The organism is Bradyrhizobium sp. B124 (assembly GCF_038967635.1).
GTDB lineage: Bacteria > Pseudomonadota > Alphaproteobacteria > Rhizobiales > Xanthobacteraceae > Bradyrhizobium.
The window spans coordinates 4,876,473-4,901,753 of the sequence record NZ_CP152413.1 but is presented as its reverse complement, the minus strand read 5'-3'; the positions used below and the strand labels follow the sequence as shown (position 1 = coordinate 4,901,753).

The following is a 25,281-nucleotide window of genomic DNA, read 5'->3' as shown; positions in this document are numbered from 1 at the left end:
ACCAGCCGAGCCTTCCGGTCCATCACCCCACGCTCATCCCCTGTGCGCCGCCGAGCAGCTTGGCGTTGAGTCGGCCGCCGTCGAACAGCATTTCACTGACTGCGCCGTCGAGGTCGGAGGTGGTGACCTGCCCGCCACCGTCGCTGACGATGCTGGCCTGGGCGAGACGGCGCATCAGCTCCTTGATGAAGGCGGCGCTGACGCCTTCGGTGCGTCGCACGGCCTCGTCGATGACGGGCTGCGCGAGCGGCAGGCCCTTGCCATAGAGCCTGATCAGCTTGCCGCGTCCGGTCTCGTCAGGCAGCGGCACTTCGATCGCTTGGTCGATGCGGCCGGGCCGGCCGGCCAGCGCACTCTCGAGCTCTTCGGGGCGGTTGGTGGTCAGCAGGAACAGGATGTCGCAATCCTCCTTCAGGCCGTCCATCTCGTTCAGCAGCTTGTTGAGCAGCGATTCCTCGCACGGTCCGCCCATGTCCTCGCGGTCGCGCGCGATCAGGTCGACATCCTCGATCACGACCATGGTCGGCTGCAGCAGGCGGGCGAGGTTCATGTAAGCGCCGAGCAGGCCGACCTGTTCGGCGGTGATGATCAGCGTGGTGTGATCAGGCAGGTTGGTGGCGAGATAGCGAATGGTGTGGGTCTTGCCGGTGCCGGGCGGGCCGTAGAGCAGGATGCCCTTGCGGGTCGACTGTCCGAGCTTGCGCAGCAGATCGCGGCTTTCGACAAAGCCGAGCACGTTGCGGTCGAGCAGCCGCAGTGTCCGTTCCGGCAGGATCACGTCATCGCGGGCAACCGTCGGCAGCCGATGCACGGTCACGCCGCGCGAACGGCCGCGATAGTCCGAACCACCCTCGAGCGAGAGTATCTTGCCGCGGTAGGATCGCGCGGCGTGGACAGCGGCTTCCAGCGCGGCAAAGGTCGGCTGTACGAAGGCATCGCCTGCCGTGCCCGCCGGCAATGCGATCTCGATCCGAACGGCGGGTTCGCGGTCATATTCACGATGATAGGTCAGCAGCACGGCGTAGCGTAACGCGCCGGACCGGCACAGCCACAAACCGTTGACGAGACATTTCACCGGCTCGGGCTCGCCGATATCGACGTCCTGATACTGCGGCGGCGCGATCGCCGGCGCATTGCGGCTGTCCTTCATCAAGGACGCAAATCCAATCGTCTCGTAACGATATTCCTCGTGGATGCCGAAGAAGTGGATCGGGTCGGTGAGCAGGCTGTCGATCGCGACCTGAACGTCGGCGCGCATGTGGCCCGGAAACTGGCGTGCCCGCGTCACGATCAGGTTGCGCGGCACGCCGGCGAAATGCCAGTCGAGCGCAACAAAGGCGTATCGAAACTCTTGGCTCGGCAATTCTTCCGAGCTGCGACGCGCGGCGAGCAGGCAGTCGCTGCACAGCGAGGCCGTCGTGCCGGAGAGAATAATCTCCGTCACGGCCTTCGGGGCTTCGCAGAGATCGCAGGGGCGGCTGGCATCGGCGGACTCGCTCGTGATCATCAACGGGTGGCCGTTGGAGCGGATCAGCCACTTGGCGCTGTTGAACATGGCCCGTGCGACGGCGCCCGGATAGGGGCCGCACGGAACAGCGCCCCTGGCCTCGATCAAGGCAGCGGTGGCGATGGCTTCCTGTTGGGACTTCCCGAAAACCGTGCGCAATAGATACTGCACGAATTCCAGCGGCGTCTCGCCGTCGTCGTGAATGAAGAGCTGGACCGGACCGTCATCGGCAAAGACGTCGTGCATGAGACCTCCGAAACGCAACTGTGACCAAAAGAACAAAATAAGAACATCATGACGACCCCTGTGCGTCAAGCGAAAGATTGTCCCGCCTCAGCCCTGGCGTGTGGGGGGCCGATCGGGCCGGCTCGGCCCGGAACGCCCGCATGCGTAAACGCCGCTCAACACCTGTGACGATCGTGTTACGGCAAATGCCAAGAGATGGTCGCTGCGGCAGCAAACTTCCGACACATGATCAAGGCGAAAAGGGGCGATCCGACATGGCGCGAGCGCGAGAGCAGAGTCCTCCCGGGGATCTGCGGTCGCGCAATTATTTTAATAAGAGGCCCTCGTGTCGCACAAATTTCGCTTTGCGCTTCTCCTCATCCTCACCCTGTTCGTCTCACCCGCGCTTGCGCAGCCGGCCGCCAAGCCGGCGCCGCCGCAACCCAGTACCAGCGACGCATTGACGCCAGAGCAGGCGAAGCGTGCGCTCGAGACGCTGCAGGACGACAAGAAGCGCGGCGAGATCATCAACACGCTGCGCGCGATCGCCAATGCCTCGCCGCAGGCGGCCGCGCAGCCGGCGCCCGAGCAGCAGTCGCCGATCCCGCTCAGCGCGGACAGCCTCGGCGCGCAGCTTCTGCTGATGGTCTCGGAGCAGGTCGGTGAGATGTCGCGCGAGGTCGCCGACGTCGCGCGCACGCTGACGCATTTCCCGGCATTCTATTACTGGTTCCTTCGCACCGCCAACGATCCGGCCGCCTATGGCCTCATGATCGACATCGCCTGGAAGCTGGCGCTGGTGCTCGGCTGCGCGCTGGCAGCCGAATGGGTGGTGTTCCGCCTGATCAAGCGGCCAGTCGCGTTCCTTGAAGCGCGGCTGCCGCAGACCGCGCGCGTGCCGGTGCAGGCGCTCGCCAGCGCCGATCCGCCGTCGTCGGTTGCCGACGTCACGCCGGAGGGCGATCTGCATCGCCGCCGGCTCAGCCTCGCGCGGGCCTGGCAGTCGCTGGTCCGGCTGCCTTTCGTGCTCGGGCGCCTCGTGCTCGAGCTGCTGCCGGTGGTCGTGTTTCTCAGCGTGGCCGCCGCGCTGCTCAGCACCGAGATCGGCAATCAGTCGACCACGCGGCTCGTGATCCTCGCGGTGATCAACGCCTATGCCTTCTCGCGCGCGCTGATCTGCGCGGTGCGCGCGCTGGCCGGCCCGTTCGGCCTGGTCCGCGTCCGTGCCGAGACCGCGGCCTATATCGAGATATGGGCGCGGCGCATCGTCGCCGTCGGGGTCTCGGGGATCTGCTTGGCCAACGTCGCATTGCTGCTTGGGCTGTCCCACGCCGGCTACGCCGCGCTGCTCCGGCTTGTGATGCTGGTGGTGCACCTCTTCATCGTCGTCATCATCCTGCAATGCCGCCGCCAGGTCGCCGACGTCATCCGCGCGCCGGCCGATCGCACCGGCCTTGCGGCACGGACGCGCAATCGTCTCGCTTCGCTGTGGCATGTGCTGGCGATCGCGCTCGATCTCGCGCTGTGGGCGGTGTGGGCGCTGAACATCCGCAACGGCTATTCGCTGCTGCTGCAATATTTCGTCGGCACCGTCGCGGTGCTGCTGGTCACCCGGCTCGTCACCATGGTGGTGCTGAGCCTGATCGATCGCGGCTTCCGCATCAGCCCGGACCTGATGCAGCGCTTCCCGGGGCTGGAGACCCGCGCCAACCGCTATCTGCCGCTGCTGCGCAAGGTGGTCACGGCGGTGATCGCCCTGGTCGGTTTCGTCGCGCTGCTCGAGGTCTGGGGTGTCGATGCCATCGTCTGGTTCTATGGCGGCCAGATCGGCTCTCGCCTGATCTCGGCGCTGGTGACGATCGGCATTGCCGCGCTCGCCGCGGCCGTGATCTGGGAAGTCGCCAATGCGCTGATGGACCGGCAGATCGACACCCTGTCGCGCGAGGGCCATTTCGCCCGCGCGGCGCGCCTGCGCACCTTCCAGCCGATGCTGCGCACCGCGCTGTTCTGCATCATCGTCGCGGTGGTCGGGCTCACCGCGCTCAGCGAGATCGGCGTCAATGTCGCACCGCTGCTCGCCGGCGCCGGCATCGTCGGCATCGCGATCGGCTTCGGTTCGCAGAAGCTGGTGCAGGATCTCATCACCGGGCTGTTCCTGCTGCTTGAGAATACCGTGCAGGTCGGCGACACCGTGACGGTGTCGGGCCTGTCGGGCGTGGTCGAGAACGTCTCGATCCGCACCATGCGGCTGCGCGCCGGCGACGGCTCGGTGCATATCGTGCCGTTCAGCGCGGTGACGACGATCACCAATGCCAGCCGCGGCGCCGGCAATGCCGCGGTCAGCGTCAACGTGTCCTACAAGGAGGACACCGACCGCGCCGGCGAGGTGCTGAAGGACATCGTCGCCGGGATGCGCCAGGAGACGGCGTATCGCGCGCTGATCCGCGGCGATCTCGAATTGTGGGGCGTCGACAAGGTCGACGGCTCGGTCGTGACCATCGTCGGCCAGATCCGCTGCACCGACGGCGGCCGCTGGTCGGTGCAGCGTGAATTCAACCGCCGCATGAAGCGGCGCTTCCAGGAGGAAGGCATCGAGATTGCCTCGATGGGCCAGACCATCCTGATGCAGCTTCCCGCGCCGTCGGAGCCGGATTCCAACAAGCTGCCGCGCCGCGCGGCGGGCTAGGATAGAGAAACTCCGCTTCACCTCGCCCCGCGTGCGGGGAGAGGTCGGATCGCATCGGAGATGCGATCCGGGTGAGGGGGAGTCTCCGCGAGTTCAACTGCTACCGTGTGTGGGGAGAAAGCCCCTCACCCCAACCCTCTCCCCGTCAGAACGGGGAGAGGGAGCAAACTAGCTGAATGCTGATCGGCGAGTCTCATGGCATGCGACACCGTCTCGCGACGATGAGACGGCAAGGGCCTCGCCGGGCCCGAGGCATGGCTTGCACCTGGCCGAAAACGCCGCCTTTCTCCTCCTCTCCTGCGATTTCCGCGCTGGCACAGCGCTTGCTCAACGCATCTTCGAATGCGCGGCAAGACGCATTGCATGACTGAATCACAAGCGAAGGAAGGAAACGCACATGGAGCTTGGCTACTTCACCATGCCCTCGCACCCGCCGGAGTGCGGATTGAAAGAGGGCCACGACTGGGACCTGCAGACGCTGCGCTGGCTCGACGAGCTCGGCTATCAGGAAGCCTGGATCGGCGAGCATCACACCGCGCCGTGGGAGCCGCATCCGTCGCCCGACCTGCTGGTCGCGCAGGCGCTGCTGCAGACCAAGAACATCCGCATCGGGCCCGGCGGCTTCCTGCTGCCGTATCATCACCCGGCGGAGCTCGCGAACCGCGTTGCGATGCTCGACCATCTCTCGAATGGGCGGCTGAATTTCGGCGTCGCGGCCTCGGGCCTGCCGAGCGACTGGGCGATGTTCAATGTCGACGGCATGTCGGGCCAGAACCGCGACATGACCCGCGAGGCGCTCGAGATCATCCTGAAGATGTGGTCCGAGCCCGGACCCTGGACCCACAAGGGCAAGTATTGGACGGTGTCAAAGCCGGACACGATGTTCGACTTCCTCAAGCCGCACATCAAACCGTTGCAAGCACCGCATCCGCCGATCGGCGTCGCCGGCCTGTCGAAGAATTCCGACACGCTCAAGCTCGCCGGCGAGCGCGGCTTCATCCCGATGAGCCTCAACCTCAACCCGGCCTATGTCGGCAGCCACTGGGACTCGGTGGAAGCCGGCGCCGCCAAGACCGGCCGCAAGCCGAGCCGCAAGGATTGGCGGCTGGTGCGCGAGGTGTTCGTGGCTGATACCGATGAGGAGGCGTGGAGGCTGTCGACCGGCGACATGATGGGCCGGATGATGGGCGAGTATTTCCTGCCGCTGCTCGGCCATTTCGGCTTCAAGGACTATCTGAAGCACGCGCCCGACGTGCCCGACAGCGACGTCACCGTCGAATATTGCGCGCGCCGGAATTGGATCGTCGGCTCGCCCGCGACCGTCACCGAGAAGATCGAGAAGATCTACCGGGAGGTCGGCGGCTTCGGCGTGCTCTGCGTGTTCGGCTTCGACTACAAGCACAAGCCGGAAGCCTGGTGGCACTCGCTGGACCTGCTCAAGAACGAGGTGATGCCGCGGCTCAAGCACCTCGGCGCCGAGTTCGAGAAGGCTGCATGACAGATAGGCAGGGTGCGGGGCTTGCCTCGCACCCTGTCTCGCATATCTTTGAGGGAACTATTCCGGTTCAGGGTCAGGGCATGACGGTCGACGCACAGAGTTTCAAGCAGGCGATGCGGCATTGCGCGGGCGCGGTGGCGCTGGTGACGGTCGGCCGCGAGCCGGGGCAGCGCACCGGCCTGACGGTGACCTCGGCCTGCTCGTTGTCGGACAATCCGCCCTCGGTGCTGGTCTGCGTTAACCGTAATGCCAGCGCGCATGAGCGCATCCGCGCGGAGCGCCATTTCGTCATCAACTTCCTCAACGAGGACCATGCGCTGCTGGCGCTGACCTTCTCCGGCCAGAAGGGCGTCAACGGTGACGACCGCTTTGGCTTCGGCCGCTGGACCACCGGCGCCACCGGCGCTCCGGTGCTGGAGGATGCCGTCGCGGCGTTCGACTGTGTGCTGGCGCAGGAGCTCGAGACCAAGACCCATTCGATCTTCATCGGCGAAGTGCAGCATGTCCGCGCCGTGACCACGGTCGATCCGCTGATCTATCTGCGCTCTGGCTTCCAGAGCGTGCGCAACATCCACGATCCTGTCGTGCTCGGCGACATCGACGCGCGGCGCGTCAGCTGGAACGAGTTTTCGTGAAGCCGCGACGAGCGGCATGGCTCCCCGAGTCAATCAGCACTGCTGACCAATCCTGATCAATTTGACGAACGCGCCATCGACGCGAGCGGCATGATATAACTGCCGTCGCGCATGCAGGAGCGATCGATACGGCGGCGCGAGTTCTTCAACTCTCCTCGTCAGCCGGACGTCCGCGCGATCTCGCTTTGCGAGCCCGCAACGTTCGTCGATATGTCGATCAATCGCTGCGCTCATCGCGCTTGCCGCCAGCAAGCTTGAACCACGAGCGCGTCCCGAGATCGCCAAATCTCTAGTCATCGACAAGGGAGACCAAATCATGAAGATCGTTGTGATCGGAGGCACCGGAGTGATCGGCTCCAGGACCGTTGCCATTCTGCGTCAACGCGGCCACGACGTTGTCGCCGCTTCGCCGAAGAGCGGCGTCAACACCATCACCGGCGAGGGGTTGAAGGAGGCACTGGCCGGCGCGGCCGTCGTGATCGACCTGGCCAACTCGCCATCATTCGAGGACAAGGCGGTGATGGCGTTCTTCGAGACTTCCGGACGCAACCTGCTGGCGGCGGAGGCGCCGGCCGGCGTCAAGCACCATGTCGCGCTCTCGATCGTCGGAACCGACCGCACGCCCGAGAACGGATACTTCCGCGCCAAGGTCGCGCAGGAGAAACTGATCGAGGCGTCCGGCATTCCCTACACCATCATCCGCGCGACGCAGTTCATGGAATTCGTCGGAGCCATCGCTGATGCGGGTGCAGTTGGAAACACCGTCAGACTCTCGCCCGGCCTGTTCCAGCCGATCGCGGCGGAGGATGTTTCCGCCCTTGTGGCCGATGTGGCGCTCGAGCCGCCGCGCAACGGCATCGTTGAGATTGCCGGACCGGAACGCGCGCCGTTCAACGAAATCGTGGCCCGCTACCTGAAGACGATCGGCGACCCGCGTCAGGTGGTGCGAGACCCTGACGCCCTCTACTGGGGCGGCCGGGTCGAGGAGCACTCGCTGGTGCCGTTGGGCGAGGCGCGCCTCGGCCGCATCGATCTGAACGAATGGCTGCGGCGCTCGCGGCCGGCAGGCTGACGGTAGCAGCTACTTGAGCCACACCAGCAGCGGGACAGGCGCGCGGCCCTCGCAGGACAGCGTGCCCTCGTAATTGTGCGTCTTGCGGGCGCTGTAGGTGCAGGGCGCGCCGTCCAGCACGAGTTCGGCCGTCACCTGCGAATCCGCACCCGTGAATTGCAGCCGGATCTCGCCGGCGCGTTCCTCGGGTCCATCCTGGACGCAGATTCCGACATGCTTCATCTTCAGCGGTCCGGAGAACTGCTTGCGCGCATCCAGTCCGCTTTCGGTGAGATGCCCGGTCAGCTCCCATTCGCCGAGCACGCCGGCCTGGCCGAGGATCTCCATCGCACCGAGCGGCGGCACGTGGCAAAGACAGAGCGCAACGGCGCCGAGCAGCGCTGCACCACCGTTGCGCCATGTCGTCAGCGGCATCACAGCTTGCTTCCGGTTGTCTGGCGCAATTCGATCAGCTCCGGCCTCGACAGATCCGCATCCGCAGTGAGCCGGGCGATCTGATCAGCGCATTCCCGGGTCTTGGCCTGATCGCCGGACGCCCTGGCACTCTTGATCATCCCGAGATAGGCCGCCAGCCGGTTGGGCTCCTTCTTGAGCACGGCCTCGTAGGCGGCGAGCGCGTCGGCGGCCTTGCCGCGATCGAGCAGCATGGCGGCATAGAGCTCGCGCGCCGGCGCGAGCGGTCCCGGCGTGACGGGATGCTTCTCGGTCTTGTCTTCCGCCTCCGCGGCGGCATCCATTGCGCTGAGCGCCTCGTCGAATTTGCCTTCGGCGTACAGCACCCATGCGCTCGCGATCTGCTGCTGGATGTCGATGATGTTGGACCAGTAGGCGTCCTTCGCGTCCTTCAGCTTGTCGCGCAGCCCGACGAGCTTGGCGATGTCGGCCTTGGCCGCGGCCGGGTCACCGGAGCGCGCGGCGCCGACCGCCCGCGCGAAATATGTGATGGCATCCGCGTAGGCGTACTTGGTCGGACGGACCTGAAGCGCAGCAGCTCCCTTCCAGTCGCCGCGCTCGAAAACATAGCGGGCTTGGCTTGCCGCCACCGCGTAAGGGCCGGCGAACCGGTCGAGCTTGAACTCGAGCCTGCCGAGCTCGTCGACCACCGCGCGCGCCTCCTTGTCCTGGCCCAACTGCAGATAGGCGTAGACGAGGTAGTCCATCGCGTGCGCCTGATCCTGCTGTTCGCCGTCTTCCTTGGCGATGCGTGCGGATTCCTTGTTCGAGGCGATCGACTCCTTCCAGTAGCCGACGCGGGTGAAGATGTGCGACGGCATGTGCTGGGCATGCGGCGCGCGTTCGGCGATCTTGGCATAGCGCATCGCCGCGGGCAGGCCCTTCTCCGCGAGCGCCGGATAGTCGTAGAGATGGATCAGATAGTGGGCGATGCCGGGGTGCTCGGGCTGGCGCTTGAAGATCGGCTCGAGCAGCGCCGCACCCTTCAGCTGGTTGGCATAGGTCTTGTCGGTAGGGGATGCCGCGACGTTGAGCGTGATCGCATAGGCGATCTGCGCCTCGTCATCGTCGGCATAGTGCGTCGCGACCTGCTCTTCGGCTGCGAGGAATCTCTGCACGCGGGTGCGGTGATCGACCTTGTCATAGTCGACATACATCGCGGCGATCGCGTCGATGTAGTCCCGCTCGCGCTGCGTGCTCGCATTCAGCGCCTGGCCTTTCTTCACGGCTTCGAGGCCGAGCGGAAGGTTCTCCGGCGGTGGCGGCCCGTGCGGATTGTAGAGATAGCTGAGCGCGATCCCCCAGTAGGCGATGGCGCATTGCGGGTCGGCCTCGAGGACTTCCTCGAAGGTGCGTCGCGATGCGCTGTACCAGAACGAATGCTGATACAGCATGGCGCGATCGAACGCCTCCTGCGCCTCCGGTTTGCAGGATGTCGCAAAATGGACTTTGCCCAATCGTTGTTCAGTAGAATCCGAGGCGGCAGGCTGCGAAATGGTCGCGGCAACCAGGCCAACGACCACAGCGAGGGGAAACCGTGTCATGGGACCCGCTCCGTGGCGTTGAATGAAGGGCGTATGATAACACCGTTCCCGCGCGGCCGGAACAGAAGGTGCGCTTCCGGTCTAGCTGTCCAGCTCGATCCCTAACGCCTTGATCTTCCGGTACAACGTCGCGCGGCTGAGCCCTAGCGCCTTGGCAGCGTCCGTCACTCTTCCGTCATTGGTCCGCAACGCATCGACGATCGCGGCGCGCTCGCTCGCTGTGTGATCGGCCTCCACGCTGCGCGTGCCGAACGGCGGCAGGTCGAGATCGGCCTCGGTGATGACGCCACCTTCGGCGGTGGCACCCGCGAGGCGCAGCACGTGACGAAGCTGGCGCATGTTGCCGGGGAAGGGATAGGTCAGCAGCTGCGCCCAGGCATCCGGCGAGATGCGGCAGTGCGGCGCTTCCTCGCCGGCGATCTGCGTGATGATGTCCCTGCGGTCGGCGCGTTCGCGCAAGGCGGGCAGCCGGATCTCCATGCCGCGCAGCCGGTAATACAGATCGGAGCGGAAGCTGCCGTCGTCCGCCATCCGCGCGAGGTCGCGATGGGTGGCGCTGATCAGGCGGATGTCGACGGGTACCGGCTTCAGCGCGCCGAGCGGCCAGACCTCGCGATTCTCCAGCACGCGGAGCAGCCGGGTTTGCAGCGAAAGCGGCATGTCGCCGATCTCGTCGAGGAACAGCGTGCCGCCAGAGGCCTGCACGATCAGCCCCTTCGATCCCTCGCGCCGCGCGCCGGTGAAGGCGCCGGCCTCGTAGCCGAACAGCTCGGCGTCGATCAGGCTCTCGGGCATCGCGGCGCAGTTCAGCGCAACGTAGTTGCGGCCGGCGCGATTGCTGGCCGCATGAATGGCGCGCGCGAACACGTCCTTCCCAGCGCCGGTCTCGCCCCGCAGCAGGATCGGCAGATCGAGATTGCCGACCGTCATCAGCCGCTTCACGCCCTTGATCAGCGCGGGATCGCGGCCCGCGAGCCGGTGCAGGCCTGAAAACTGTCCGGCCGGCATTTCGCGCGACGATGCCGGCAGCGGGCGGGAGACACGCGCGCGCGCCGGTGGCGCCACGCGGCCGCGACCCCATGGCGTGCCGTCGGCCCGGCGCAATGTGACCGGCTCGTCAACGGCCCGCGTCGCGCGATCGTCCAGTTGGATCAGGCGCGACAGGTCGATGCCGTCATCGATCATCGCATCGGTCAGGCCGAACTCGCCGCGCGCGGTGCGGCAGGCGCCGACCACGCGGCGGTCGTCGTCATAGGCGAGCATGCCGTGGCCATCGCCGGGCAGTGTCGCGATCCAGGAGGCGCGGTAGCGCCGGCGGAAGAACGACTGCTCGATCCGCCGCGTCGCCTCCGCGGTGACGGCGAGCGCCAGTTCATGCGCGCTGCGGCCGAGATCGCTGCGGCAGGAGGAGATGTTGACGGCGCCGGCCAGCCGCCCGGCATGATCGAACAGCGGCGACACCGCGCAGGTGAACATGTGCCACTGCTCGCGGAAATGCTCGTCGCCATGCACGATGATCGGCCGCTGCTCGGCGAGCGCGGTGCCGAGCCCGTTGGTGCCCTCGAAGGTCTCGGCGAAGTTCGAGCCGGTGTAGATCTTCCATTCCAGGAACATCCGCGCGTAGTCGCCCCCAGGCAGGCGGCTCACCAGCATCGTGGCGTTGGGGTCGGCGAGGTTGACGCAGTAGCCGGAGTCGTGGAGCACCCGGGCAAGGTCCTCGAGCTCGGGGATCGCGACCTGGATCAAATCTTCCATCGGTTCGGCGATGTGCCGGACCTCGGCTTCGGTCAGGGTCTGCGGCGGCCCGCGCCGGGCCGGGTCGAGGTTGTGATTGACCACGCAGCGCCGCCAGGACGCGGCGATCCGCGCCTCGGTGTCGACGCCGGCCACCTGATTGGCCGCCGATAAAACACGGGCGACGTGATTCGAGGCCGAAAGATTGGCCATCCAGAGGTCTCCACCCCTCATTTTCCGCGAAGTCTGGCACCCCGACGGCGAATGTCAATTGGCCGACGGCGTCGCGGGGAGGGGACCTTGGAGGGATGTTTGTAGGGCGGATTAGCGAAGCGTAATCCGCCATCCCGGTCGGTCTGCGGCGGATTACGCCTTCGGCTAATCCGCCCTACCTGATCTCACCGGCCGTGAGCAGCACGAACGAACGTCCGGCCGTCTTGTACATACTCTCGAACGCAAACTGCGCACCTGCCGGCTCCTCCGGCGCGTTGGTATCGAGCAGCAGCGACCACTGTGGTCCCGCGGACGTCGGCGGCAGCTTGAAGTCGACCTCGCCCTCATAGCTGTTGAGGATCACAAGCACGGTGTCGTCCTCGCCCGCGCGCGCGATCGCGGTCTTGCGCGCGCGGCCGTCGAGCACGGCGCCGAAGCACTTGATCCAGCCGGTGGTCCAGTCGGCCTGCGCCATCTCCACGCCTGAGGTGCTGATCCAGACCACGTCGCGGATCTCGAGCTGGGGATCGCGATCGCCGGAGAGGAAGCGGCTGCGGCGCAGGATCGGATAGTCGCGCCGCAGCTTGATCATCCGCCTGGTGAAGGCGAGCAGTTTGTTGGCGTCGTCGGAAAAATTCCAGTCGAACCAGGAGATGTCGTTGTCCTGGCAATAGGCGTTGTTGTTGCCGCGTTGGGTGCGGCCGAACTCGTCGCCGCCGAGCAGCATCGGCGTGCCCTGCGAGGCCAATAGGGTCGCCAGCATGTTGCGCTTCTGGCGTTCGCGCAATGTGCGGATATCGGGGTTGTCGGTCGGGCCCTCGGCGCCGCAATTCCAGGAGTGGTTGTCGGACGAGCCGTCGTTGTTGTTCTCGCCGTTGGCTTCGTTGTGCTTGTTGTTGTAGCTCGCCCAGTCGTTCAGCGTGAAGCCGTCATGCGCCGTGATGAAGTTGACGCTGGCCCAGGTGCGACGGCCCTCGCGATTGAACACGTCGTGCGAGCCGAGCAGCCGCGGCGCGAGCGCGCCGGGCGCGGCCTCGCCGCGCCAGAAATCGCGCACGGTGTTGCGGTACTTGTCGTTCCATTCCGCCCAGCCCGGCGGGAAGCCGCCGACCTGGTAGCCGCCGGGGCCGCAGTCCCAGGGCTCGGCGATCAGCTTGACCGTGGCCAGCAACGGGTCCTGGTTCATTGCCTTCAGGAAGCCGGACTGCTCGTCGAAGCCGTAGACCTCACGCGCGAGGATGGTGCCGAGATCGAAGCGGAAGCCGTCGACATGCATGTGGCCGGCCCAGTAGCGCAGGCTGTCCATCACCAGCTGGATCACGCGGGGATGCGACAGGTTCACCGTGTTGCCGGTGCCGGTATCGTTGATGTAGTAGCGCCTCTTGTCGGGCAAGAGGCGATAATAGCTCGCATTGTCGATGCCCTTGAACGACAGCGTCGGGCCGCGCTCATTGCCTTCGGCGGTGTGGTTGTAGACGACATCCAGAATGACTTCGAGCCCGGCGCCATGCAGCCGCGACACCATCTCCTTGAATTCGCGCAGGCTGTTCGGCACGTCGGCGGCATAGCGCGGATCCGGCGCGAAGAAGCCGATCGTGTTGTAGCCCCAGTAATTGGTGAGGTGCTTGTCCAGCAGATTGCTGTCGTTGATGAAGGAATGCACCGGCAGCAGCTCGACCGAAGTGATGCCGAGCGCCTTCAGATGATCGATCGCGGCGTTCGAGCCGAAGCCGGCGTACGTGCCGCGCAGGTTTTCAGCGACGCCCGGATTCTGCCTGGTGAAACCCTTGACGTGGGTCTCGTAGACCACGGTCTCGTCCCAGTGCACGTCCTGCCGCTGCGCCTCCTGGACCCAGTCGAAGCCGGGATCGACCACCACGCATTTCGGCATGAACGGCGCGCTGTCGCGCTCGTCGAAGGTCAGGTCGTCGCCCGTTTCCATCTTGTAGCCGAACACCGCCGGATTCCATGTCAGGCTGCCGGCATGGGCACAGGCATAGGGGTCGAGCAGCAGCTTGTTCGGATTGAATCGGTGGCCGCCCTCGGGCTGGTAGGGGCCGTAGACGCGATAGCCGTAGAACGTGCCGGGCTGTACGCCGTTGATGAAGCCGTGAAACACCTGGTCGGTATATTCCGGCAGCTCGAAGCGATGCGTCTCGCGCTCGCCGTCGAACAGGCAAACCTCGACCTTGGTGGCGTTGGCGGAAAACACCGCGAAGTTGGTGCCGTGGCCGCTCCAATGGGTGCCCAGCGGATAGGGCAGCCCTTCCTCAATCACGAAATCGGACATCGGTCCCCCAAACTCTGGAACGGGCAAATCAACCAGCAACAAACGCCGCCGCGCGGAAAACGTTGCATGGGCTAGCTTAGCGGCAGTTGCCGGTGGTTCGTATGACGTCCGGGCAGGCCGAGCGCGTCATGTCGCAAGAATGCCGATGTTTGATCCACAGGCCGTTCGACACACTCGGCGTCGTCCTGGCGAAAGCCAGGACCCATTACCCCAAATCTCGATTGTCGCGTAACGCTGGGGCGACGACCCGCTCCATCACCGAATGCGGTGGTAATGGGTCCTGGCTTTCGCCAGGACGACGGGGGCTACATCAGCCGCATCCCCTTAAGTCGCAAGCCCATTGTTGCTTTGGCCATCGCGCTAGTTGCCCGTCAGCAGCGCAAACCGCCGTCGGTCGATCCGCTCGCGCGCCGATTGTCCCGCTGCGGCGCAAAGATCGGGTGCATAGAGCTGGCAGGTTCCTCGCTTTTCGATTGCCTTGTCGATCAGATCCAAAAGTCGCGCAGGCGCGATGTCGGGAGACGCGGCAATGCGGCCGGCGACGACGTGCTTTTCCATTGTCTCGTGTTCAGCGTGATCGATATCGGGGTTGCGCCAGCAATTTGCGCACATGATCTTGAAGCTCTCCGAGTGCGAATAGATCACGGCGTCCCCGTCCAATTCTTCGCTGATATCGGCCAATTGCCGTGCCGTCTGCTGCGTGCCCGCGAAAGCGAAGAACTGGTAATTCCGGCGCAGCAGCGTTGCCAGATGGGGGAAGACCGGGATCTGCTGCTCGCCATAGGTGTGATGCGTAATCGGAGCGCCGTCGATGAGGATGACGTCGCCATAATCGACGCCGAGATCGCGGTACAGCACGCTGCGGATAATGCCATGGCACGGACTCAACCGTTCGATCCAGACGGTCTCCTCTTCACCGGGGTCATCACGATCTGCCGTCCGCTCAGCAAGGGGTCGCGCGGCAAGTCTCACCTTGCAAGCCGGATATCCACCCTCCGGCAACCCAAAGCGTCCATGCTCGATTTTCTGCTCCATGCCCTTCCACACGCCCAACGCGGTCGCGGCGTCGCTTGCGCCCGTGGCGCAGATGCCGAGGTTCCATTCGGTGCTATCGACAGCCTCCTGTGACAGGCTTGCAGCGGCACGGTTCGCCGCCACGCCTTCGGCGAATCTGCCGCGCGTCTTGTAGAACAGCCCCAGATTGTAATGGTGTGCGCTCTTTTGCGGATCGATTTCGGTCAGTCTCCGAAGACTGTCCTCGGCGATCGCATCGTGCTGGCGCGCCATCATTCGCGCCGACGTGGCGAGCCCGCGCAGGATCCGCTCCTGCTCAGGCCGCCCTTCATTGAGCTTGGACAAGCGGTGCAGCTTCTCGACCATCGTCTGAAATATTGGGTGTTCCGGCGGCGGCGCGTTCAGATCATCAATGTCGCGGACGGCTTCGAGGCACATGCCAAGCGCTGAGAGGATGCCTATGTCGTCATCGTGAGCGTCTGCGATCTCTGAAAGAACGTCTGCCGCCTCTTCCCTCGCGAGGCTTCGTTCGTCGACAATCCATAACAACGCCATCGCGGCCTCAGGCTGGTGACGCTGGGCCTTTCGCAACGGTTGAATCTTCTCCGATGCAGCCTGCTTGCGGTCCGCCTGTCCTTCCGCAACGGCGTCACGTGCAATCGCGTCGATCTCGTCGAAAGAGAGAACCGCGCTGGGACCATTCGACATGATCATCTCCGTGGAGGCCTGGATGTGGGCAGGGACCGGCGGTGGTGTGACGCATCTCAACGCAGCGAGACTACATCAATTTCATCCCCTTCAGGCTGGTATGCCCGTTCTTGCCGACAATGATGTGATCATGCACGGCGATGCCGAGCGGCTTGGCGATGTCGACGATGGCTTTCGTCATCTGGATGTCGGCCTGCGACGGCGTCGGGTCGCCGGAGGGATGGTTGTGCACCAGGATCAGCGCGGTCGCGGATAGCTCCAGCGCGCGCTTGATCACCTCGCGCGGGTAGACCGGGGTGTGATCGACGGTGCCGGTCTGCTGCACCTCGTCGGCGATCAGCTGGTTGCGCTTGTCGAGGAACAGCAGGCGGAACTGCTCCTTGTCGGCGAACGCCATGCCGGTGCGGCAATAGTCGATGACGTCGTTCCACGACGACAGCGCGATGCTGCGCTTGATCTCGCCCTTGGCGATCCGGCCCGCAGCCGCGGCGAGCAGCTTGAGCTGGTTGATCGAGGCATCCTTGACGCCCTCGACCTCGCGCAGCCGCGCCACCGGCGCATGCACGACCTCGGCGAACGAGCCGAACTTCTTCAACAGCGCCTTGGCGAGCGGCTTGGTGTCGCGGCGCGGGATGGCGGCGAACAGCGCCATCTCCAGCAGCTCATAGTCGGTCAGCGCGTCCGGCCCGGCGGCGTAGAAGCGCTCGCGCAGCCGTTCGCGATGGCCGTGATAATGCGGCGTCTCACTGGTGTCGTCGTTGCTGGCGTCGGGTTTGGCGGGCATCGGCCACAACCATGCCGTGCCTGCCGCGTTTTGCAAGGGCTGAAGCAACTTCCCGGTTTGCCACGATGCGACGGGCGAATTACCGTTACCTGCGACGTTCAGGATCAAAAAGGGGGAGGGCGGCGTGACATCATTCAAGGTGATCCGCTCGCGCGCGGAGAAGCGCAAGGGCGGGCCGAAGGCGCTCGAGAAACTGCTGCGGCCGCCGGCGGGCGCCAAGGCGCTGGCAAAGCTCGGCGACGACCGCGTGCTGGCCGAGATGACCAGGCGCGTGTTCTGCGCGGGCTTCGCCTGGAGCGTGATCGACGCCAAATGGCCGGGCTTCGAGGACGCCTTCCTCGGCTTCCAGCCCGCCAAGCTCGCCTTCAGGCCCGACGAATATTGGGAGAAGCTGACCAGCGACACCAGGATCGTGCGCAACGGCGCCAAGATCATGTCGGTGCGCGACAACGGCCGCTTCGTGCAGGAGATCGCGCGCGAGCACGGCAGCTTCGGCAAATTCCTCGCAGCTTGGCCGTCATCGGACGAGGTCGGGCTGCTCGATCTGCTGACCAAGCGCGGCAGCCGGCTCGGCGGCAACACCGGGCAGATGCTGCTGCGCTTCCTCGGCTGGGACGGTTTCGTCACCTCGCGCGACGTCGTCGCCTGCCTGCGCGATGCCGGGCTCGATATTGCCGAGGAGGTCAAGTCGAAGCGCGATCTCGCCAAGGTGCAGGCGCAGTTCAACGCCTGGGCGGAAGAAACCGGGCTTTCCTATCTGCACCTGTCGCGGATCTGCGCAATGTCGATCGGCGAGAATCACACGCCCGAGGAGATCGTCGAGCGGACGCGGAGCGACTACTGAACTCGTCGAGGAATGCGCTTACACCTGAACCCACGGCTTCTCGCCATGGCGCTCCGACAGCGTGAAGATCTCGACGCCGTCGGCGGTGACGCCGACCGAGTGCTCGAACTGTGCCGACAGCGAGCGGTCGCGGGTCACCGCGGTCCAGCCGTCGGACAGGATCTTCACATGCGGCTTGCCGAGATTGATCATCGGCTCGATGGTGAAGAACATGCCGGGCTTCAGCGGCGCGCCTTCGCCGGGGCGGCCGATATGGATGATGTTCGGCTCGTCGTGGAACAGGCGGCCGAGGCCGTGGCCACAGAAGTCGCGCACCACGCTCATGCCTTGCGGTTCGACGAAGCTCTGGATGGCGTGGCCGATATCGCCGGTGGTGGCGCCGGGCTTGACGGCGGCGATGCCGCGCATCATCGCCTCATAGGTCACCTCGATCAGCCGCTCGGCCTTCCGCGCGATGGCGCCGATCGCATACATGCGGCTGGAATCGCCGTACCAGCCGTCGACGATGAAGGTGACGTCGACATTGACGATGTCGCCTTCCTTCAGCGGGCGGTCGCCCGGCATGCCGTGGCAGACCACGTGATTGATCGAGGTGCAGGTCGAGTAGCGATAGCCGCGATACATCAGCGTCGCCGGATAGGCGCCGTGGTCGAAGGCGAACTTGCGGACGAAGTCGTCGATGACCGAGGTCGGGACGCCCGGCTTGACGATGTCGGTGAGCGCGTCGAGGCATTTCGACACCAGGGCGCCGGCCTTGCGCATGCCGGCAAAGCCGCTCGGTCCGTGCAGCTTGATCTGGCCGGTCTTGCGAAGCGAGGTGTCGGTGGCGTCGATATAGCTCATGGGCGGGGCGTTTCTGCGGGCAAGGGGCTGATTTCAGGCCCTAATTTAATGATCGGCGCGCCCGGCGCAAGCCAAGGTTGGGCATGGGGACAATGCTTAAGCGGCTTGATTTTCCGGCCAAATCCGGAACAGCCGCGGCCGCTTGTCCGAAAAAGCCGTGACGAGGCGCTAGCTGGAGACCTCGACCACGCTCTCGACCGGCAGCGCGCCGCCGCGGATCCGGAGTTCCCGTACCGGGTAGGGCACCTTGATGCCCTGCTGCTTGAAGGCGTCCCACAGCGACAGCATGACGTCGCTCTTCACGCCGTCCATGCCGTCGGGATCGGCGATCCAGAAGGTCAGCGAGAACTTCATGCCGAGCTCGGCGAATTCGGTCAGGATGCAGTTCGGCGGCTTGCCCTTGAGCGCGCGGGCGTGGGCGGTGGCGGTATTGATCGCGAGCTTGCAGACCAGCCTCGGATCGGCGTCGTAATTGGCGGCGAACGCGATCTTCACCAGCGTGTTCTTGTCGGTGTAGGTCCAGTTGGTGACCTTCTGCGTCACCAGGTCCTCGTTCGGGATCAGGAACTCGCGGCCGTCGCCGGCGGCGACCGAGATGTAGCGGGTCTTCATCGCGCTGATGCGGCCCTGGCTGTCGCCGATGGTGACGAGGTCGCCCGGCTTCACCGACTTGTCGACCAGCAGGATGATGCCCGAGATGAAGTTGGCGACGATCTTCTGCAGGCCGAAACCGATGCCGACGCCGACGGCGCCGGACAGCACCGCCAGCGCCGACAGGTTGATCCCGACGGCGCTCAAGGCAATGGCGACCGCGACCACCATCAGGCCGATGCGGATGATCTTGACCAGCAACACCTGGATCGACGGGGTCAGGTCGGTCGAGCGGGTGATCTGGCCGTCGATGAAATTGCTGGCGATATTGCTCAGCCACAGCGCCAGGATCAGCACCGCGCCGGCCTTGATCAGCAGCAGCGGGCTCAGCCGCAGACCGCCCACGACGACCGCGAACGAATCCAGCGTATCGGCCGCCCAGTCGAGCTGGCCGATGATGCTGAGGGCGGCGACCACCCAGGCCGCGACCGAGACCAGTTTGACGATGAAGGCGTTGTCGATCACCGAGGTCACGAGGCGGATCACGAGCCAAGCCAGCGCCAACTTGGCGGAGACCGCGATCAGATAGCTGCGGCTCGGCCAGGTCGCGTGCCACATCACGATGCGCGAGATCACCATCAGGATCGCGAACACGGCGGTGGAGGCGCTCGATACCATCACACGGGCAAAGTGCCGGAGCGGCAGCGGCCAGCGGCTCGCCAGCGACGACATGTTGACCCGCGCATGAATGGCGGTATCGGCGGCGTAGGCGAGGCCCGCGGCGGCGAGGATGATGCCGAACTGCAGATAGAACCAGGGTGAGGCGACCTCGGCCCCGACCGAGCGCGCTGCCATCTGGATCGATTCCAGGACGTCCTTCCAGCTCATGTCCATCGGCAAAGTCTCAACTTGCAGCGCGGGTCAGGCAAATGTGATTCGAATGCCCACGCAGATTCCCACAAAGGCGCGCACGCGACCATCGATACAACACAGTGTCGAGGCGACCTAGGGGAGGAAAGACCGGGCACATTGCCGCTTATCTCAGAATTCGGTTGGCGTCCCAGTGTGGCGACGATAAGGATGCAATTGCAAGTATTTGAGACCTCCCAAGTCCTTGAGACCTCCAAAGGCGCATGGCATCCCTCGACTCCGTCAGTATAGCGATCCTGCTCGGTGCGGTGCTGGTGATGGCCGGCATCCTGTCCAGCCTGCTTGCGCTGCGGTTCGGCGCCCCCTTGCTGCTGGTGTTCTTGCTGGTCGGCATGCTGGCGGGCGATTCCGGCCCGGGCCGGCTGCAGTTCGACGACGTCCGCACCACCTATCTGGTCGGCTCGGTGGCGCTGGCGCTGATCCTGTTCGACGGCGGACTGAAGACGCGGTTTGCCAGCATCCGCACGGTGCTGGCGCCCTCGATGATGCTGGCGACCGCCGGCGTGCTGCTGACTGCGCTGATCACGGCGCCGGTCGCGCGCTATGTGCTCGACCTCAATTGGACCGAGTCGCTTTTAGTGGGCGCCGTCGTGGCCTCGACCGACGCCGCGGCGGTGTTCCTGCTGGTGCACACCCAGGGTCTGCGCCTGCGCCCACGTGTCGGCGCGACGCTGGAGGCGGAATCCGGCACCAACGACCCGTTTGCGATCTTCCTCACTTTGATGCTGGTCGAGTTCATCTCGGTCGGCCAGAGCTCGGCCTCGCACATCGCAATGGAGTTCATCCAGGAAGCCGTGCTCGGCGCCATCATCGGGGTGATCGGCGGCCGGCTGGTGGTGATCGCGCTGAATCGCGTCGCGCTGCCGCAGGGCCTGCATGCGCCGTTCGTCACGACCGCGGCGCTGGTGATCTTCGGCGGCGCCCAGATCGTGCATGCCTCGGGATTCCTCGCGGTCTATCTCGCCGGTATCATCATCGGCAACCGGCCGACCCGCGCGCATAATTCGGTGGTGACGTTCCTCGACGCCGCGACCTGGCTGGCGCAGATCGTGATGTTCGTGCTGCTCGGCCTCCTGGTGTCGCCGCATCGCCTGCTCTCCAGCGCCGGCGGCGCGGTGCTGGTGGCATTCGCGCTGATGCTGGTGGCGCGGCCGCTGGCGGTTTTGATCTGTCTTGCGCCGTTCAAGTTCAACTGGCGGGAGAAGGTCTTCATCGCCTGGACCGGCTTGCGCGGCGCGGTCGCGATCTTCCTCGCCTCGATCCCGATGCTGGTCGGCCTGTCGAAGGCCTATCTCTATTTCGACGTCGCCTTCGTCGTCGTCATCATCTCGCTGCTGCTGCAGGGCTGGACGCTGGCGCCGGCGGCGCGGCGGCTGCACGTCGCGCTGCCGCGCGCCGAACGCGGTCCGCGCCGTGTCGAACTGGACCTGCCCGGCCAGCTCGAGCAGCAGCTGGTCGGCTATCCGGTGCGGCCGAAGAGCCTGTATTTCCGCCGCGGCCTGATCCCATCGTGGTCGAAGCCGACGCTGGTGATCCGCGACCAGCGGATCTTGATGCCTGTCGAGGCCGATCCGGTCGCGCCGGGCGACTACATCTATCTGCTGGCGCCGCCGGAGCGCGCCGAGGCGCTCGATCGCTTCTTCGTCGACATGGCGCCGTCGAGCGCGCCCGATCCGCATCTGCTCGGCGACTTCATGGTGTCGGGCGAGCATACGCTCGGTGAGCTCGCCGAGATCTACGGCGTCAAGGTCGACGAGCACCAGGCCAAGCTGACGCTGGCGGATTATTTCGACATCAATCTCGACCGCGCGCCGAAGGAAGGTGCGGAGCTCGCGCTCGACGAGATCGTGCTGGTGGCGCGCAGCATCAGCGGCGGCCGCGTCAATGTCGTCGGCCTGCGCCTGCCGGAGGAAGACGAGGAGGTCGTGCCGCAGACGCGGATGCAGACCGTCCGGCGCAAGCTCGCCGATATCTGGGCGTCGGTCGCCGGCGTCTAAAGCGTTTTCGAGCGAAGTGGATGCCGGTTCGCGTGAAGAAAACGCGTCAGAATCTGAGCCGCGCCGTCACTGCTTGCGCAGGAAGCTCGAATCCGGGGCGAACTTCTTGATCATGTCGGACAGGCCGTCGTCCGCCGGCGGCCCTTTGGACGCAGCGTCCGGCTTGGGCTCGTCCTTGAACTTCTGGCCGGAAATTTCAGCCAGCGCTGCGAGCAGCGTCTCGTCCAGATTGTCGGCCGCTGTTTTTGTAGGTGCCGTCTTCGCGGGCGGCGTGGTGGCGGGCGGAGGCGGAACGGGCTGCGGCGGATTGGCGCCGATCTCGGCCTTCGCTGGTGGCGGCTTCGGCAGCTCCGACACCGGCTCCGGCTTGAATATGTCCGCCCGTCTGGCGGCCGCCTCGCTGATGGCCGTGATCAACGATGCTTCGAGGTCGGCGGGCGTCTCCGCCGGCATCGGCGGCGGCTCGGCGGGCTTCGCGTCCCGGGGTGCGCGACCGAACAGCGGTTCTCGCTGGCCCGCCGTCGACGGCCGGCTGTCGGTGGTCTTGCCAGGCTCCTTGACCGGCTTGAAGAGACCCGCGCGTTCGGCGGCGACCCTGGCGGAAGCCTGCTCGACCGTGGCGAGCAGGGACGCTTCCAGCGCATCGGCGGGATTGCTCGCCGAAGTCGCTGGCTTGGCGGCCGGGGCGGCCACCTGAGGCGGCCGGGGCGGCAGCGGCGGTGGCCGCGATCCTTCGACCGGTGCGGGCGGCGGCGCCGGCTGGCCGTCGCGGGCGCGCGCGATGATGCCGTCGACGATCGCACCCAGGCGGCTCTTGTCGGGGGCGGCGAGATAGCTGGCCGCGAGCTCATCGACATATTGCGGGCCGTAATCGGCCAGCACCTTGGCAAGCTGGGCGAGATCGGGATCGTTCTCGACCAGCCGGCGCCAGGCCTGCCGGTCATAGGGCGCGTCGCCGTTCTTGTCGGGCCAGGCCACCCGGCGCGGCTGGCGCTGCGGTCCGGCGTCCTGGTCAGTGTCTCGGCCAGTGTCTTGGCCGTTGACCGGGTCGAGGGTCGGCGGCTGTAGCCCGGCACTGAGGCGCGGGGGGGTAAATCCCCCAGCCCCGGCCGGCACGGTATCATCACCGAGGCGTCGGCGGCGCTCGGCGACCTGCAGCGAGATCAGGCCGATGCCCATCAGCAGGAAGCCCAGGGCGGCCCACGAAATCGTGGCGCACAGCAGCCCGCCGATCAGCAGCAATACCCAGCCAGTCAGTCGCAAAGTGCACCTTTCCCCATGCCCGATCGGACGCCCCGATCCGGGCCTAGCAGACAAGATGGGCTATCTTATGCCGACTTTCGGAAAAACGGCCAGCTACGCGCCGCCCGTCAACACCTTAACACCGCCGAACGCGGTGACCTGGCCGCGGCGCAGCATCACGATCTGGGTGGCGAGTTGGCGAAGCTCGGCCGCGTCGTGGCTGACATAGACCATCGGGACGCCGGCCTCGTCACGCAGCCGCACCAGATAGGGCAGGATCTCGAGCTTGCGGCTCTCGTCGAGCGCCCCCAGCGGCTCATCCAGCAGCAATAGCCGCGGCTTGGACAAGAGGGCCCGGCCGAGCGCGACGCGCTGCCGCTCGCCGCCGGAGAGCTTTCCGGGGCGCCGGTCGAGCAGGGCGCCGATGTCGAGCAGATCGACGACGCGTTTGTGTTGCGCAGGATCCTCCGTGAGCCCGTTCATCCGGCGGCCGTAATCGAGGTTCTGCCTGATATCGAGATGCGGAAACAGCCGGGCGTCCTGGAAGACGTAGCCAATGCGCCGCCGGTAGGTCGGGACATGGATGCCGGCTACGGTATCGTCGACCGTCTCGCCGTCGATCACGATGGTGCCGCGATCAGGACGAACCAGCCCGGCGATGGTGTTGATCAGCGACGTCTTGCCGGAGCCGGACGCGCCGAACAGGCCGGTGACACGGCCCTCGCTGCTGAACGATGCCGCCAGCGAGAACTCGCCGAGCTGCTTGGTGATGTCGACGCGCAGCATCGCTATTGCCCGTGCAGGCGCGCCGTGGCGCGGCGCGCAAATACTTCAGCCGCGACCAATGCGCCGACCGCGAGCACGATCGAGATGATCACGAGCCGCGCCGCGGCGGTGTCGCCGTCAGGCGTCTGGATCAGCGAATAGATCGCCGATGAAATGGTCTGGGTCTCGCCGGGAATGTTGGAGACGAAGGTGATGGTCGCGCCGAACTCGCCGATCGCCTTGGCAAAGCCGAGCACCATGCCGGCCAGCACGCCCGGCAGCGCGAGCGGCAGCGTCACCGTTGCGAACACCCGCCAGGGCGCGGCGCCGAGCGTCTCGGCGGCCTGCTCGAGGCGGCGGTCGACCGCTTCGATCGAAAGCCGGATCGGGCGCACCAGAAGCGGAAACGACATCACGCCGCAGGCGAGCGCAGCGCCGGTCCAGCGGAACGCGAAGACGATGCCGAGATGATCGGCCAGCCAACCGCCGACCAGGCCGCGCTTGCCGAAGGTCAGCAGCAGCAGATAGCCGGTGACGACGGGCGGCAGCACCAGCGGCAGATGCACGGCGGCATCAAGCAGCGACTTGCCCCAGAAATCGCGCCGCGCCAGCAGCCAGGCGAGCGCGATACCGAACGGGGTCGCCACCAGCGTTGCGATGACGGCGACCCGCAGCGACAGCAGGATCGCCGTCCATTCGGTCGGCGAGATCTCAAACACTAGCGTCTATTCCCGAAGTTCGTATGCAAGTGCGGCTCCTCAGTTACGAACTTCGGGAACAGACACCAGTCAGAGTCAATAGGCCAGTGCCGCTGGTCGATTTGACGTTCCTCACGGTGCGTGCGGCAATCGCTGGAGGAACGTCAAATCGGCGGCGCTGGGCTCAGGTCGTCGGGCTGATCAGGAACTTGAAGCCGTACTTCTCGAGGATCGTCTTCGCCGCGGACGAGCGCAGGAAGGCGAGATAGTCAGCGGTCTCGGGCTTGGCGGTCGTGGTCGCCGCAACCGGGTAGATGATCGCGGGATGGGTGTCGGCCGGGAAGGTGCCGATGATCTTGACGCCCGGCTCGACCTTGGCGTCGGTCGAATAGACGATGCCGAGCACGGCCTCGCCGCGCGCCACCAGCGTCAGTGCCGCGCGAACGCTTTCCGCCATCGCGAATTTCGGTTCCGCCGCCTGCCAGGCGCCGAGCTTCTCGAGCGCGGCCTTGGCGTATTTGCCGACCGGCACCGCCTTGACGTCGCCGGTTGCGATCTTGCCGTCGCCGGCGAGCTTGGCGAGATCGAAGCCAGGTCCGATGCTGACATTGCCGATCATGGAATCCTTCGGCGCGATCAGCACGATCGAGTTGCCGAGCAGGTTCACCCGCGTCGGCTCATTGATGTTCTTCTGCTTGATCGCATAGTCCATCCAGTCGGTGTCGGCGGAGACGAACACGTCGGCCGGGGCGCCCTGCTCGATCTGCTTTGCCAATGCCGAACTCGCGGCATAGCTGGCGCTGATCTTGACGCCGGTCTTGGCGGTATAGGCCGCATCGATCTCGTCGAGCGCATTCTTCATCGAAGCGGCGGCAAAGACGGTGAGCGTCTTGTCTTCGGCGCGCGCGGGCGAATGGATCGCACCGAGCAGGATGACGAAGGCAGTGAAAAGTCCGGCAAGTCGTGACATGGAAAGCGCTCCGTGCGAGCTCACGCACGAACAAGCGC

At 65.6% G+C, this 25,281-nt stretch carries 19 protein-coding genes; 6 read left to right on the top strand and 13 right to left on the bottom strand.

Annotation, left to right across the window (positions count from 1 at the left end):
- Window positions 1-22 precede the first annotated feature (22 nt).
- On the bottom strand, window positions 23-1,753 hold the full coding sequence (locus AAFG13_RS23415; protein WP_342708351.1) for an ATP-dependent Clp protease adaptor ClpS: 1,731 nt from the start codon (window positions 1,751-1,753) through the stop codon (window positions 23-25).
- Between the two features lie 325 nt (window positions 1,754-2,078).
- Between AAFG13_RS23415 and AAFG13_RS23410 the strand changes: the two genes are divergently transcribed.
- The 4 genes from AAFG13_RS23410 (at window position 2,079) to AAFG13_RS23395 (ending at window position 7,623) form a co-directional block, all read left to right on the top strand.
- The gene (locus AAFG13_RS23410; protein ID WP_212316981.1) at window positions 2,079-4,418 is read left to right on the top strand and encodes a mechanosensitive ion channel domain-containing protein; all 2,340 of its coding nucleotides are present in this window, start codon (window positions 2,079-2,081) and stop codon (window positions 4,416-4,418) included.
- Window positions 4,419-4,815: 397 nt separating this feature from the next.
- Window positions 4,816-5,916, top strand: a complete 1,101-nt coding sequence (locus AAFG13_RS23405; RefSeq protein ID WP_342708350.1) for an LLM class flavin-dependent oxidoreductase — start codon at window positions 4,816-4,818, stop codon at window positions 5,914-5,916.
- Between the two features lie 80 nt (window positions 5,917-5,996).
- Entirely contained in the window at window positions 5,997-6,551 is a 555-nt protein-coding gene (locus tag AAFG13_RS23400) for a flavin reductase family protein (protein WP_092122778.1), read from the top strand.
- A 316-nt stretch (window positions 6,552-6,867) separates the two neighbouring features.
- Window positions 6,868-7,623: an SDR family oxidoreductase gene (locus AAFG13_RS23395; protein ID WP_342708349.1), complete on the top strand. Its 756-nt coding sequence runs from the start codon at window positions 6,868-6,870 to the stop codon at window positions 7,621-7,623.
- 9 nt (window positions 7,624-7,632) lie between these two features.
- Here the strand turns inward: AAFG13_RS23395 and AAFG13_RS23390 are convergent, their stop codons facing one another.
- From AAFG13_RS23390 to radC, 6 genes are all read right to left on the bottom strand, one after another.
- On the bottom strand, window positions 7,633-8,037 hold the full coding sequence (locus AAFG13_RS23390; RefSeq protein ID WP_342708348.1) for a hypothetical protein: 405 nt from the start codon (window positions 8,035-8,037) through the stop codon (window positions 7,633-7,635).
- Window positions 8,037-9,620, bottom strand: coding sequence for a hypothetical protein (locus AAFG13_RS23385; protein ID WP_249132082.1), 1,584 nt, complete (start codon window positions 9,618-9,620; stop codon window positions 8,037-8,039). The genes AAFG13_RS23390 and AAFG13_RS23385 overlap by 1 nt, the downstream gene beginning before the upstream one ends.
- Before the next feature lie 81 nt (window positions 9,621-9,701).
- Window positions 9,702-11,567 carry a sigma-54-dependent Fis family transcriptional regulator gene (locus AAFG13_RS23380; protein ID WP_342708347.1) on the bottom strand — a complete coding sequence of 622 codons (1,866 nt, stop codon included), beginning with the start codon at window positions 11,565-11,567 and terminating at the stop codon, window positions 9,702-9,704.
- 175 nt (window positions 11,568-11,742) lie between these two features.
- On the bottom strand, window positions 11,743-13,857 hold the full coding sequence (gene glgX / locus AAFG13_RS23375; RefSeq protein WP_342708346.1) for a glycogen debranching protein GlgX: 2,115 nt from the start codon (window positions 13,855-13,857) through the stop codon (window positions 11,743-11,745).
- Between the two features lie 360 nt (window positions 13,858-14,217).
- Window positions 14,218-15,579: a prenyltransferase gene (locus AAFG13_RS23370; RefSeq protein ID WP_342708345.1), complete on the bottom strand. Its 1,362-nt coding sequence runs from the start codon at window positions 15,577-15,579 to the stop codon at window positions 14,218-14,220.
- A 70-nt stretch (window positions 15,580-15,649) separates the two neighbouring features.
- Window positions 15,650-16,363, bottom strand: a complete 714-nt coding sequence (gene radC, locus AAFG13_RS23365) for a DNA repair protein RadC (protein WP_342708344.1) — start codon at window positions 16,361-16,363, stop codon at window positions 15,650-15,652.
- A 124-nt stretch (window positions 16,364-16,487) separates the two neighbouring features.
- On the opposite strand from radC, the gene AAFG13_RS23360 reads away from it, so the two are divergent.
- The gene (locus AAFG13_RS23360; RefSeq protein WP_342708343.1) at window positions 16,488-17,207 is read left to right on the top strand and encodes a DNA-3-methyladenine glycosylase I; all 720 of its coding nucleotides are present in this window, start codon (window positions 16,488-16,490) and stop codon (window positions 17,205-17,207) included.
- 18 nt (window positions 17,208-17,225) lie between these two features.
- Here the strand turns inward: AAFG13_RS23360 and map are convergent, their stop codons facing one another.
- The gene (gene map, locus AAFG13_RS23355; RefSeq protein ID WP_092122802.1) at window positions 17,226-18,050 is read right to left on the bottom strand and encodes a type I methionyl aminopeptidase; all 825 of its coding nucleotides are present in this window, start codon (window positions 18,048-18,050) and stop codon (window positions 17,226-17,228) included.
- Window positions 18,051-18,218: 168 nt separating this feature from the next.
- Window positions 18,219-19,535 (bottom strand): mechanosensitive ion channel domain-containing protein, encoded by a 1,317-nt coding sequence (locus AAFG13_RS23350; RefSeq protein ID WP_342708342.1) that lies wholly within the window; start codon window positions 19,533-19,535, stop codon window positions 18,219-18,221.
- A gap of 239 nt (window positions 19,536-19,774) precedes the next feature.
- Between AAFG13_RS23350 and AAFG13_RS23345 the strand changes: the two genes are divergently transcribed.
- A complete protein-coding gene (locus tag AAFG13_RS23345; RefSeq protein ID WP_342708340.1) occupies window positions 19,775-21,568 on the top strand; it encodes a potassium/proton antiporter in 1,794 nt (597 codons plus the stop codon).
- 66 nt (window positions 21,569-21,634) lie between these two features.
- Here AAFG13_RS23345 and AAFG13_RS23340 read toward each other — a convergent pair whose 3' ends face one another.
- The 4 genes from AAFG13_RS23340 to modA all read right to left on the bottom strand — a co-directional run bounded on the left by AAFG13_RS23340 (window position 21,635) and on the right by modA (window position 25,243).
- Entirely contained in the window at window positions 21,635-22,831 is a 1,197-nt protein-coding gene (locus AAFG13_RS23340) for a hypothetical protein (RefSeq protein ID WP_212317003.1), read from the bottom strand.
- A gap of 93 nt (window positions 22,832-22,924) precedes the next feature.
- On the bottom strand, window positions 22,925-23,596 hold the full coding sequence (gene modC, locus AAFG13_RS23335; RefSeq protein ID WP_212317005.1) for a molybdenum ABC transporter ATP-binding protein: 672 nt from the start codon (window positions 23,594-23,596) through the stop codon (window positions 22,925-22,927).
- A 2-nt stretch (window positions 23,597-23,598) separates the two neighbouring features.
- Window positions 23,599-24,294 (bottom strand): molybdate ABC transporter permease subunit, encoded by a 696-nt coding sequence (gene modB / locus AAFG13_RS23330; protein ID WP_342708339.1) that lies wholly within the window; start codon window positions 24,292-24,294, stop codon window positions 23,599-23,601.
- Window positions 24,295-24,457: 163 nt separating this feature from the next.
- Entirely contained in the window at window positions 24,458-25,243 is a 786-nt protein-coding gene (modA, locus tag AAFG13_RS23325; RefSeq protein ID WP_342708338.1) for a molybdate ABC transporter substrate-binding protein, read from the bottom strand.
- Window positions 25,244-25,281 lie beyond the last annotated feature (38 nt).